The sequence below is a fragment of the Paenibacillus sp. MT86 genome (assembly GCF_058792535.1).
In genome coordinates this window covers 2,168,198-2,179,229 of sequence record NZ_CM179499.1, presented here as the reverse complement: position 1 = coordinate 2,179,229, position 11,032 = coordinate 2,168,198, and the positions used below count along the sequence as shown (strand labels likewise).

At 52.0% G+C, this 11,032-nt stretch carries 13 protein-coding genes and 1 riboswitch; of the genes, 4 read left to right on the top strand and 9 right to left on the bottom strand.

All coding sequences use genetic code 11. From position 1 onward, the window contains the following. The first annotated feature begins 70 nt into the window (after positions 1-70). Together AC3RCL_RS09405 and AC3RCL_RS09400 are read left to right on the top strand one after the other, a co-directional pair. Positions 71-673 (top strand): nitroreductase family protein, encoded by a 603-nt coding sequence (locus AC3RCL_RS09405; RefSeq protein ID WP_009589776.1) that lies wholly within the window; start codon positions 71-73, stop codon positions 671-673. A gap of 182 nt (positions 674-855) precedes the next feature. Next, a riboswitch (TPP riboswitch) is annotated at positions 856-958 on the top strand. Between the two features lie 85 nt (positions 959-1,043). Then, positions 1,044-1,646, top strand: a complete 603-nt coding sequence (locus AC3RCL_RS09400; RefSeq protein WP_492535255.1) for a YkoF family thiamine/hydroxymethylpyrimidine-binding protein — start codon at positions 1,044-1,046, stop codon at positions 1,644-1,646. 73 nt (positions 1,647-1,719) lie between these two features. Here the strand turns inward: AC3RCL_RS09400 and AC3RCL_RS09395 are convergent, their stop codons facing one another. Together AC3RCL_RS09395 and AC3RCL_RS09390 are read right to left on the bottom strand one after the other, a co-directional pair. Then, on the bottom strand, positions 1,720-1,815 hold the full coding sequence (locus AC3RCL_RS09395) for a hypothetical protein (protein ID WP_015736424.1): 96 nt from the start codon (positions 1,813-1,815) through the stop codon (positions 1,720-1,722). Between the two features lie 116 nt (positions 1,816-1,931). After that, positions 1,932-2,630 carry a nucleotidyltransferase domain-containing protein gene (locus tag AC3RCL_RS09390; RefSeq protein ID WP_452516130.1) on the bottom strand — a complete coding sequence of 233 codons (699 nt, stop codon included), beginning with the start codon at positions 2,628-2,630 and terminating at the stop codon, positions 1,932-1,934. A 142-nt stretch (positions 2,631-2,772) separates the two neighbouring features. On the opposite strand from AC3RCL_RS09390, the gene AC3RCL_RS09385 reads away from it, so the two are divergent. Together AC3RCL_RS09385 and AC3RCL_RS09380 are read left to right on the top strand one after the other, a co-directional pair. After that, positions 2,773-3,495, top strand: coding sequence for a class I SAM-dependent methyltransferase (locus AC3RCL_RS09385; RefSeq protein ID WP_492535254.1), 723 nt, complete (start codon positions 2,773-2,775; stop codon positions 3,493-3,495). 183 nt (positions 3,496-3,678) lie between these two features. Continuing rightward, positions 3,679-4,929: a methyl-accepting chemotaxis protein gene (locus tag AC3RCL_RS09380; protein WP_492535253.1), complete on the top strand. Its 1,251-nt coding sequence runs from the start codon at positions 3,679-3,681 to the stop codon at positions 4,927-4,929. Between the two features lie 83 nt (positions 4,930-5,012). On the opposite strand, the gene AC3RCL_RS09375 is transcribed toward AC3RCL_RS09380, so the two are convergent. From AC3RCL_RS09375 to AC3RCL_RS09345, 7 genes are all read right to left on the bottom strand, one after another. Then, positions 5,013-5,585 (bottom strand): histidine phosphatase family protein, encoded by a 573-nt coding sequence (locus AC3RCL_RS09375; protein WP_492535252.1) that lies wholly within the window; start codon positions 5,583-5,585, stop codon positions 5,013-5,015. Then, on the bottom strand, positions 5,582-6,040 hold the full coding sequence (locus AC3RCL_RS09370; RefSeq protein ID WP_096776764.1) for an NUDIX hydrolase: 459 nt from the start codon (positions 6,038-6,040) through the stop codon (positions 5,582-5,584). Before AC3RCL_RS09370 ends, AC3RCL_RS09375 begins: the two co-directional genes overlap by 4 nt. Then, positions 6,034-6,750 carry a class I SAM-dependent methyltransferase gene (locus tag AC3RCL_RS09365; protein ID WP_492535251.1) on the bottom strand — a complete coding sequence of 239 codons (717 nt, stop codon included), beginning with the start codon at positions 6,748-6,750 and terminating at the stop codon, positions 6,034-6,036. The genes AC3RCL_RS09370 and AC3RCL_RS09365 overlap by 7 nt, the downstream gene beginning before the upstream one ends. Positions 6,751-6,855: 105 nt before the next feature. Continuing rightward, positions 6,856-7,404: a nucleotidyltransferase family protein gene (locus AC3RCL_RS09360; protein ID WP_452520500.1), complete on the bottom strand. Its 549-nt coding sequence runs from the start codon at positions 7,402-7,404 to the stop codon at positions 6,856-6,858. A gap of 239 nt (positions 7,405-7,643) precedes the next feature. Beyond that, positions 7,644-7,829 carry a hypothetical protein gene (locus tag AC3RCL_RS09355; RefSeq protein ID WP_081746334.1) on the bottom strand — a complete coding sequence of 62 codons (186 nt, stop codon included), beginning with the start codon at positions 7,827-7,829 and terminating at the stop codon, positions 7,644-7,646. Positions 7,830-7,979: 150 nt separating this feature from the next. Further along, positions 7,980-8,891 (bottom strand): ribokinase, encoded by a 912-nt coding sequence (rbsK, locus tag AC3RCL_RS09350; protein ID WP_096776766.1) that lies wholly within the window; start codon positions 8,889-8,891, stop codon positions 7,980-7,982. A gap of 20 nt (positions 8,892-8,911) precedes the next feature. Further along, positions 8,912-11,032, bottom strand: a complete 2,121-nt coding sequence (locus AC3RCL_RS09345) for an ADP-ribosylglycohydrolase family protein (protein ID WP_492535250.1) — start codon at positions 11,030-11,032, stop codon at positions 8,912-8,914.

Below are 11,032 nucleotides of genomic sequence, written 5' to 3'. Positions count from 1 at the left end.
TTGCTTGAATTAAAGGACATCTTTGTTATCAGGCTTATGCAAACATGATTACATCAGGAGGTTTTTTTCAATGTCTAAAGATTTTTCAGCAGCACTTAAGCATCGCCGTTCCCATTATGCCATCAGCAAAGACCCGGTCATTTCCGACGAACGCATCCAGGAGATTGTTAATGAAGCCGTTAAATATACTCCGTCTTCTTTCAACTCCCAAAGCGCACGCGTCGTTGTACTGCTTGGCGAACAGCATGACAAACTGTGGAACCTGACCGAAGGCATTCTGAAAGAGGTTGTCGGAGACGAAGAGGCTTTCAAATCCACAGCTGAAAAAATGGGTGCATTCCGTGCTGGATACGGCACTGTTCTCTTCTTCGAGGACAATAACGTAGTTGCCGACCTGCAGCAAAAGTTCGCGCTGTATGCCGACAATTTCCCGGTTTGGTCGAACCAATCCAACGGCATGCTGCAATTCGTGGTATGGACGTCCCTCGAGGCAGAAGGCCTGGGCGCATCCCTCCAGCATTACAACCCGTTGATCGACGAGAAAGTGAAGTCCGAATGGAACATTCCGGAAAACTGGAAGCTGATCGCTCAAATGCCTTTCGGCAAACCGGTTGCAGATCCGGGCGAAAAAGAATTTGCGCCGCTTGAAGATCGCGTGAAGGTATACAAGTAAGCCATAGCCGGCCTAAGCCGCCTACCCAAGCCCTGAGGATTGGAATAGGCGGCTTTTTTATGGTGCCCTGCCATTGAAAACCTGCCGGCAAAACGATACAATAACACAGGAAGCAGGCCTTTCGCCTTCTGATCTTCGGAAGTTCTTGGAGCCGGCTTGATACCAACTGCATATTTGATGTTTGGCTGTACTAGGGGTGCCATGTGCTGAGAGACGGCGGACCGCCGTTAACCCTTATCACCCGATCTAGATCATACTAGCGTGGGGAAGTGTAGCATTTATGTTTATTTCTTTGCGTAGGCATAACTGCACTTCTTCATGGGGTGCGGTTTTTTTGCGTGGACTTATACAATGGGGAGGAAAAAAATTTATGAATGAGCTTGTATGCGGAACCAGCCGGATCGTGGGTTGCCGGTTCTCGGTATTTCCCATGACGGATCGGTTCGTTGAAGTGATCACGGAAGCGCTTCGTTCCGTGGATTCGGAAAAGGTCTCGATCCAAACGGATGATGTAAGCACTTGTATTCGCGGACGTGCGGAGCATGTGTTTGATGTGACGAGAGCAATATTCGCTTATGCCGCGGCTAGCGGCGTGCACACGGTGTTTAACGGTACTTATTCTATCGGCTGCCCAGGCGATACGGATGCCGATGCGTATATGAATGAGGATTCGACCCGCTTAAACCACGATATCGGGGAACGCGCCGATATCGAAACGGCCTGCCAATTCGCGCTTTACCCGATGGGTAGCGCCAATTACATGGATGTCATTTACGCAGAAGTGGATCGTGCGAAGGCAGCGGGCACATTCGGTGGAAGCGTACATTACGCCAGCCGATTGGACGGGACGTTGTCCCGGGTGTTCGGATCACTCGAAGACGCGTTCCAACATGCGATTCAATCCGACAGCAGCCATCTGGTCATGACTGCGGTGGTTTCGGCCCACAGCCCATCCCCCAAAGCCAAAGCTTAAGGTCCTTTCCAACAGATAAAGGCCCGGCACGCGCCGGGCCTTTATCAATTGCAGGCAAGAATATTGACGGTGTTTAAACCCAAGCACTCAAGATGATTACGAGCAGGATAAAGAGAACCAATATAGTTCCTACTGAATTGCCCCATGCGCCGCCATATGCTCCGCTCATGAAGATCCCTCCTGGATTTAAAAGAATGACGTGAGTTAATCACGTTATTATCTTATTGCTTATGGCGGGCGAGCGTCACGGCTAATGTACCCCCCTCTTTTTTATGCAGGGCTTATTTATTCCTCATAACCGACCAGCAGCCTGCCTCCGTACGGCCTGAGCGCTTCCTCCGTCACTGCAATAAGGTCCGCAGGATCGTCCTCCCGATAAATCGCCAGAAGCGCTGCCTCCAGTCGATCCCCCATAGCTGGGCTATAGCGGTTGAATAAACGAAACAGCATCTTCCCTTCACCCGTCCACTCCCGGTTTGCCCTCAGCACGAATTCGCATAGAGTCGACGCTATTTTGTGTACAGTAAACCATTTTTCGCCTTCCCTGCGGGGACTTGTCAAGTCCAGCAAAAACTCGGTCAGGATGTAGCGGTATTCGGCAATATCGCTCGACGACAAGGGCATGGGGCCGTAATTCAAATCATTCCGGGCATCCGCCCGCACCTCTTCTCCCTCAGGCAACGAACGCAGCACCGTACCTTCGGCGACCATCCGCTGCAAAGACGGATTCGCCGCCAGCACTCCCTCGTCGAAATATTCGCGATAGGAGGATAAAGACAATATGAATATTTCCGCGATCCAGCCATGCGCCTCGATCGTCTTCCTGCTGAAGTCATATCCGTCCCGTTCAATGACGATGATGTCCAGATCGGATTGTTCATTATATTCACCACTGCTCGCGCTGCCGCCAAGTACGGCAAGCAAGCAGTCGGGATAATTTCGTTGCATGACGCGTATCGCTGCCTCCGTCGGTTCCAGTCTCATGGCCGTTTCCTCCAGTAATTCTCTCATCCGCCACAAAAAAGGGCTCAAAATATTAAATTCAACGAAAACCCCAAACGTACCTGAATCATATGGTAAATAAACGATTACCCGCATTGACGATAAGGAAGAAGGGATAGATGAGATGAATTACATTCACATGCTCTCCAGATTAGGCATGGGCAGTGCCCACCCGGGAGGATTCGAGGCAACCCTCAGAATGCTGAAGAATTATCCCATTCAACCGGGCAGCCGCATTTTGGAGGTAGGGTGCGGAACCGGCAGAACCGCCTGTCATCTTTCGGAGATGGGTTATCAAGTGACCGCCATTGACCTGAACGAAAATATGATCAAAAAAGCCCGCGCAAGAGCCGAAGCCATGGGTATGGACGTGGAGTTCCTGCAGGCGGATGTATGCGCGCTGCCTTTCGAAGACAACCGGTTTGATCTGATCATGGCCGAGTCCGTCACCGTATTTACGGATACCTCGAAATCGCTGCCCGAATATTACCGCGTTCTGGATCGCGGAGGCGTCCTGCTGGACAGGGAACTGCTGCTGGATAAGCCGATGCCGGAGCCGAAGCTTAAGGAGCTGCTCGAATTCTTCGGCATTCCTAATCTGATGATGAGGGAAGAATGGGCGGCGTCCCTTTTGTCTTGCGGTTTTAAGCAGGCTGAATTTTTGGAGTACAACCACTTCAACGAGCAATTAAAGGAAGAGCAAACCCGTCATCTGGATGCGTTTGAGCAGCGCGATAAAGGACTCCTGTTCGATGCTGCGCTCTGGGAAACGCTGTTCAAGCATGACCGCATGATTCTGGATAATACGGATTATCTCGCTTCCGTCTTATTTCGTGCGGTGAAATAATCCGGCTTCATCTCTATGCATCAAGAGGGGATCTGCATATGGCTATGCTTCCCCTCACTCCCATCACATTCAGTTCTTTCGACCTAATTCAACACTTTTTGTCAATTCGTTATATCTAGTTTAGCCCGTCGATGCTATAATCATGGTAAATATATCCTATGTTGTTGAGGAGGACTCATTCTTATGGCATGGTTCAACAGACTCCCTATGTCTCAAAAAATCACCGCAGCCTGTTATCTCATTGCCGCTTTGTTTGCGGTACCCATGCTGCTTGCGTTTATTCTGATGGGTAAAGCAATCATTGGCGTGGTCATCGTCGTGGTACTAACCGGGCTTACTTTTCCTCTTTCTCGCCTCATTGAGAAAACGCTTACGAACTCCTTCGCGGAAATCTCCAGCGTTTCCGCCAAAATCGCCAAAGGCGACTTCACCTTCCAGGTGGAGGAGGTGGGAGGCATGAACGATCTGAGCAGAACCTTCAACAGCATGGTGGACAAGCTTCGCAAAATATTGCAGGAAACCTCGGATATCACCCGTCAGGTGATGACGTCAAGCTCAAGCATCTCGATTAAAAACCAGGAGCTTATTCAAGTGATGAATCAAGTCTCCCTTTCCTCCAACGAGCTGGCCGTCGGCGCCAACGAAATTTCGGAAGACGTATCCGAAATGACGCATTCCATCCGTGAGATCGAAGAGAAGGTCAGCAATTATACGCATTCGACTCAGGAAATGAATACCCGCTCGATCGAAACGCTGGGACTGGTTGAACAAGGAAGGGATTCGGTAGCCAAACAGTCAGCAGGGATGCAGCGAAACATTGAAGCGACAGCCAAGGTTTCGGAATCCATCAATGCGTTGGCCCAAAGCGCCAGGGGAATCACGAAGATTACGGAGACGATCTCCGAGCTTGCCGATCAGACCAACCTGTTGTCCCTGAACGCATCCATCGAAGCGGCCAGAGCTGGCGAGCATGGCGCAGGCTTTGCCGTTGTCGCCCAGGAGGTGCGTAAACTGGCCGAAGAATCTACGTCTTCAACCCGGGAAGTATTCAATCTCGTTCGGAGCATCGAATCGGACATCAAACACGCGTCCCAAAACATCAAAATCAATGAGGAGGTCGTCAGGCAGCAGACCGAGATGATCCGCGAAGCAGAGCTTGTGTTTATGGAGATCGTAAACAGCGTGCAGTATATTTCGGAACAGATCGCCGCTTTCTCCAAGGAAAGCCAGTCCATGCTGGATAGCGCGCAGAGCATTTCTTCCGCGATTCAGAATATATCCGCGATCACGCAGCAATCCGCTGCCGGAACGGAGCAAGTGTCGGCCTCCATGAACGAAGGCATCTCGTCGATCCAGAAGATGGCTGAAGAAGCGGAAGCGATGAATAACGCCGTTTTCCGGCTGCAGAAAACCATCAATATTTTCAAATTTTAAGCAGCGAAGCAGTCTACATAAGCTCGCATTTATAGTAACTAAACTTAAAGGCCAAGAATCTATCGAGATTCTTGGCCTTTTTATCATCCTTCCTCTTGATGCTCGCTCCATAACCGCGCGAGGTTCACAAGCCGCCCTTCCTCAAATTCGGCGCGGTAAATATCAGGCAATGTGGTTCCCAGCCAAAAATGATAATCGAAGCGCTCATCATAATGCTGGAGCATGAGTGTCATGATATCGCCGTGCGCCCCGATCGCTACCCGCTTGCCTCCATATGCATTCAAAATTATCTCGAAGGCCCGGATCGCACGGCTTTGCGCGGCTTTACCGGATTCTCCTCCGGGGAAGGAGAAGGCCGAATCCTGGAACAGTTTCTTTTTGGCATCAAGGAAGGAATGTCCCTGCAAATCGCCGGCCATCCGTTCTCTTAAGTCCTCCTGCTCCGCAATCGGTAATCCTAAAGCGTCCGCCAATGGTTGGACCGTGTCCTTCGCTCGCTGATAAGGGCTCGACAGGATCGCGTCAATCCCTTCATCCAGCAGCATCTCTTTCACTCGCTCCGCAGCATGAGATCCCTGCGCCGACAATCCACGAGACCGTTCCTTCCCCTCGATAAATGGGGATTCCGCATGTCTCACAAAATATATAATCGTCATTCTTCGATCCCCGCTTCTGGATTCGTCTCTAATTCGGGCTCCATCATCATCTCGACAAACGGCGTTAACGGCAGCAATCCCAGTGTGTCAATCGGAATCCATTTGGCTCCCAAGGAGTCTTGACCGTCACCGTCCGTTTGGATTCTAGCTTGATCATCCAGCAGCTCGACATCATAAATAATGCCGATATGATGCAGCTCTTCCATCTGATTCGCTTCATACTGATACACGATCGTATAAGAGACGGCCGTCCGAATGCTTCCCTTAATTGAACCAAGTCCGGTCTCCTCCATAAATTCGCGCTGAAGGGTATGCTCCGGCTCTTCGCCGAACTCGATCGAGCCGCCCGGTAAATCCCACTTCCCCTTATGCGGCCCTCTCGCTTTCTGGATCAACAGGATATGATCATGCTGAACCAGTATTCCATAAACGCCGAGATGCGTATGTTTCACCATGGTCCATCCCCTCCCTTTCTCGCAGTGAAGGTCATCCATTGACTTCGGAAAAGAACGTCTCTCCCCTCCTTCACTTCTTGAATATCCTGCTGCACCTGCCGCCTCGTTAAGATTTCCCATTCCGAATACAGCTCATCAAGGATGGAAAAGGCCCTTTCGGTCGACAGATTCAACTCGATTAACCCCTTTTCCTCCAAACCAGTCTTCCGATCGATTTCCTTCACTTCCGTACTCATCATGATGCAGTGAATGCCCTGGTCCACGGTTCCAGCCTGCATTTGTTTGACCTTACATACGAAGGCTTCTTCCGAGCTCAAATGCTCCAGGCATGAACAGGCAATAATGTAGTGATAAGTCGCCTCGGCAATTTCGTAATGCTCTACGTCTGCTGCAAGTGCCTCGATGCTTGAGCTTAAGCCGTACAACGCGGCATACTGCACCAGCTTGTCGATAGCCGATGGCAGCAAATCCACGCAGATGACCTGCCCGTTCCCCGATTGGATCCGCTGCGCAACCGGGATACTGTTACGCCCGACGCCACATCCCAGATCCAGTACCCGCAGATCCGGAAACGGCAATAAGTCCAAAAAATCCAGAACGGTCTGAACGGGCTTGGCTAACCAGCTCCCAGGTTCAAACAATACGACTTCTTCATACAATTTCTCGTGATACGACTTTTCCTTTTCACGCGCTCGGTCGAATATGTTCAATGTTATAACCCCTTGTTTCTGCCGTTATCAGCCGCTTTCCAACAAATTCCACATAAGAATGCCTAAATCCTTGCCGATCGTATCTCTTACTCGGCAAACTCTAATCTAATCCTCGATGATCGATAAACGCGGCCACTGATCCTTCCATTGTTTCTTGCGTACCCGTTCCAAGTAATAGCCCCGTTTATCAAAGTTAGGACTTCTTCGAACCCGAAGCGCGAATAAATCATCCAATCCGTAAGGACAGCAAAGCTCAAGCTCCCCTGCGACGTTCAGTCTGGCCCCGACCGCGGTGGCCGTCTCCGGCCAATGGGTTAGCGCTGCATGGGTTGAATGATAGGGCTCGTCTCCATTCTTGGCATGCATTCTGGCCTGATTCTTGACCGACCATTTCGGGTTCGCCGTCGAGGTCCTTAAGTGCTGCTCCAGGGCAGCATCCCGTTCTTCGGACACATCATCCGGATCGAAGTAAACGACATCGATATCGGTATGCCGGTCCGTCCCGTCTAATCCATGCAGGATGTCCCATACATAATTTCGAATGTAACCCGCGGCAATATAACATTGCGGCAGGGCTAAATCCCGAACGATGCCCAAATCCGCCATCAATGGCTTGTGCTGCCTTATGTATTCCTTTAACCGTTCCTCTAACATGCCTTCACCGCCCATGAATGGTTGATATGAATCCCAGCTTGCTTGTAATCGCGTCGTCTCCAGGTCCCTCACGTTTACGAACCCCGCCGAATATGCGCGAGTATGCCCCAGAGAACCTTGATCCGTGTAAAAAAGCATAGACCGCTTCACGAGGAAACCGGCCTATGCACGCTTAGATAAAACTATTATATTCCAAATAATCCCTGACTTCTAGTCCTTCCTTGGTATCGGGAAGCTGCTTACACAGCCGCATCCACCCGCTCCTGCGATGCCCCGTCGCAGCGCTTGCACACTTTCAGGGCAGTTCCGTCCGATTTGGTCCGAGGATACAACAGTTTGGTCCGGGTACTCTTGCACACCGGGCATGTGCCGCGCGCGCGAGTCGGTAAGTGCCATAAGGATTTGCCTCTTTTTTGTTTTGCCATTTGCCAGATCCCCCATTCCATAGATTCATTATCGTCACTCTTACATATATGAAAGGGTTCGGCATAACATGTCGGCAGCTCCCATGGAATCTTGCATTATACAACAAAAAGAGAAGGCATCCGTAAACGCCCTCTCTTTAGCAGCATGATTCATGTATTCATAAACGCCACAATCTCTTCCTTAGCCGGTATGGAGGATTGAGCACCCGGACGGGTCACCGTCAATGCAGCAGCTGCGGTCGCAAACCGCAGCGCTGCTTCCGTATCCAGCCCCTCCGTGCAAGCTGCCGCATAAGCACCGATGAAGGTATCCCCTGCCGCCGTGGTATCCACGGGTTTGACGCGGAAAGCCGGAACGTTAAAACGCTCTCCGCGCGCATTCCCATAGAAGCACCCTAACTCGCCAAGGGTGATGATCACGTTGGAGGTGCCTCTTCCGATGATCGATGCTGAAGCTGCCTCGGCCGAAGCTGCGTCCTCCACCCTCAGCCCGCTAACCACGCTTGCTTCCGTTTCGTTTACAATCAATGTATCCAGCAGCGGAAACACCTCGTGCGGAATCGTTCGCGCGGGGGCCGGATTCAGCCAGACGCGAACGCCTGCCTTGCTGGCCGATCGGATGACATGCTGTGTCGTCTGCCACGGAATTTCATTCTGCAGCAGCACCGCATATACGCCGTCCCAGTTCACTTCGGCGGCAACATCCTCTTCGGTCAGCCGCCCATTGGCTCCTTCCGAGAGCACGATATAGTTCTCGCCTTCTTCGTTGACCGTGATGATCGCGATTCCGGATGTGCCTGCCTTGGTGAGAACGGACGAGACGCCAACGCCGCGCTCCTCCAAGGAAGCAACCAAAGTGCTTCCAAAAGGATCCAGGCCCACGGCGCCGACCATGCTGCAATCGGCACCTGCCAAGGCTGCGGCCACAGCCTGATTCGCCCCTTTGCCTCCGGGAAAAAACTGTGCATCCCTGCTGTGAATCGTTTCCCCCGGCTGGGGAAACTGCGCTACATTACTTACAACATCCATATTAATGCTTCCAATGACAACCAGCTTGCGCAAAGTTAACCCGCTCCCTTCTGTTAAACCGGCTTCGGCTCGAATGTACGGACGCGAACTTCCTTGATCTCGTTCTCGCCATCCTCCAGACAACCGAAACCGAACATGCCGTGAGCATAGGCGGTTTCCTTGCATTCCAGCACATTTTCTCCATTAATATACAAAATGAACCTGTCCTTCTCGGACACCAGCTTCAGGCGGTATTCTTTACCCAATGCCCAATCGAATTTTGCCGTAATCAGACGCTTGATCCCGAAATCCTGTTTGATAAACGATACGGAGTTCGGTCCGTCGAAGCCGGCCAGATAATGACGCATGATGCCTTGCGCTCTTGCAATCAGACAATGGCTGGTGCCGGATATCGGTTTGATGGTTGCCTCAATCTCCATATCTCCGGCATAATAATTGCCGGAAAAGGAGGAGGTATCCCCTTCTGAGGAACAATGCAGGGCACCGTCACGCAGCTCCCATTTCCCGCGATGATGCGAGAATGGGGTGACGGAAGCGAACTCTTTGGCCTGCTTGGCAAAATCGATCGTATAGTCTGAAGCCCCCGTGATGCGGAATTGCCCGATGAACAAACTTCCGATGGCACGGTTCAAGAGCGGCGACGGGCTCTCCAAGATCCAGCCGATCTCATCGATCATGGCACCATCCGTATCCGGGATGACGAATTGCACCGCGTTCCACTCTCCGCATACGGGAGTCAACGCAGCCAAACGCACGTCCTCCTGCGTATAGGTATTGCGCACATACGGAGTCAAGGTAACCGGTTCGCCTTCCCACTGATCCACATAAATGCGGGCGGATACGGTTTGTCCGCTATAGGCCAGCGGCGCAAAGGTCGGCTTATACTTCTCATCGTTGAACTCGGCGCGCCGGTAGAACGGTTTGAAATAGATTTTGCTGCTGTCGCCTTCAACTAGTCTGTCAAAAACCACTTCCAGCGATCCTCTGCTGTCATAAACATGTTTCGTCGAATGGCGAACGACCGGCGTTTTGAAGGAATTGCTCGTCCGGAAGCCATGCGTAGATCCCGGCAGGTCGAAATCAAAGTATACCTCGCCCTGCTTCACCCGACGAAACAGCTCTTCAGGTGCTTTCTCTCCGTTAAGGCGATAACCTAGCAGTGCAAGCTCTTTGGCGAATGTCGGAAAATCGACCAGATTCAAATAGCCGGACACGCTGGAAGCCACGATGAAGTCATTGATCGGCTTACGGTAATGTTCCGGGATTCCCGCCAGACCTCCGTAAACGCCGAGGATCGTTCCCACATTGCCTGCGTTGCAATCGGTGTCCCAGCCGCACATCGACGCGATCTCGACCGTGCGCGCATAATCTCCCTCGCCATACAGAAGGGCAAGCACGCACACGCCCGCATTCGGGATAATGTGGCATACGCCCGTATATTTATCGTATCCCCAGTGGTCCTCCAAATACTGGCGGCAAGCGCGGAAATCGGAAGGCTGCTCCCGGTGGAAGTCCATCACCGCATGGACCACGCGCGCATAGGTGGAGTCATCCGGAATCATGCGCAGGCCTTCCGCGATAATCTCATCCATGGATGAAGCATCAAAGGCTTTGGCTATGCAAGCGGCCATGAAGCGGGCGCCATACAGCCCGTTGCCGTCATGGGAGACACTGGCCGCTTTTTCCGCGTAATCCGCCGCTTTCTCCGCTTGCCCCGGGAACAGCAGGCCCCAGGAATCGATGAAGATCTGGCCGCCGATCTGCTCCGCCATCTCCGTGCCGTTGACCTCGATCGAACCGGAACGAGGGGCCGGGATGCCTTTGCGCAGATTCACATAGGCGCGGTGCTCGGTACTGATATCCTCGCCGCCCCACCAGAACATGCCAATCCCTTCCCTAGCGTAATTGAGCCATGCCTTGCCCACATCCTCCGGCGAAAGCTCACGGTCCGTCGCATCGTCATATAGCGCGCGAATAAAGAAAACCGGACCATTTGCGTCATCGTCCGCGGCAAAGGTTTTGTACGGCTTCACGTAATCCCGGATATCGCCGTATACGTCCCGAATGCGTTCATACGTCCAAGCTACCGGTTCGATGGGAGCACCGAGCCTTATGCCAATGTTCATGCCGATGAATCCCGCATATACCGTCTCTACATAATGTTTAGGTATCAT

Bases quoted from the DNA above. Each gene is read 5' to 3' on its own strand.
- AC3RCL_RS09405 (WP_009589776.1), top strand. From the start codon at position 71: ATGTCTAAAGATTTTTCAGCAGCACTTAAGCATCGCCGTTCCCATTAT.
- AC3RCL_RS09400 (WP_492535255.1), top strand. From the start codon at position 1,044: ATGAATGAGCTTGTATGCGGAACCAGCCGGATCGTGGGTTGCCGGTTC.
- AC3RCL_RS09395 (WP_015736424.1), bottom strand. From the start codon at position 1,815: ATGAGCGGAGCATATGGCGGCGCATGGGGCAATTCAGTAGGAACTATA.
- AC3RCL_RS09390 (WP_452516130.1), bottom strand. From the start codon at position 2,630: ATGAGACTGGAACCGACGGAGGCAGCGATACGCGTCATGCAACGAAAT.
- AC3RCL_RS09385 (WP_492535254.1), top strand. From the start codon at position 2,773: ATGAATTACATTCACATGCTCTCCAGATTAGGCATGGGCAGTGCCCAC.
- AC3RCL_RS09380 (WP_492535253.1), top strand. From the start codon at position 3,679: ATGGCATGGTTCAACAGACTCCCTATGTCTCAAAAAATCACCGCAGCC.
- AC3RCL_RS09375 (WP_492535252.1), bottom strand. From the start codon at position 5,585: ATGACGATTATATATTTTGTGAGACATGCGGAATCCCCATTTATCGAG.
- AC3RCL_RS09370 (WP_096776764.1), bottom strand. From the start codon at position 6,040: ATGGTGAAACATACGCATCTCGGCGTTTATGGAATACTGGTTCAGCAT.
- AC3RCL_RS09360 (WP_452520500.1), bottom strand. From the start codon at position 7,404: ATGTTAGAGGAACGGTTAAAGGAATACATAAGGCAGCACAAGCCATTG.
- AC3RCL_RS09355 (WP_081746334.1), bottom strand. From the start codon at position 7,829: ATGGCAAAACAAAAAAGAGGCAAATCCTTATGGCACTTACCGACTCGC.
- AC3RCL_RS09345 (WP_492535250.1), bottom strand. From the start codon at position 11,032: ATGATACCTAAACATTATGTAGAGACGGTATATGCGGGATTCATCGGC.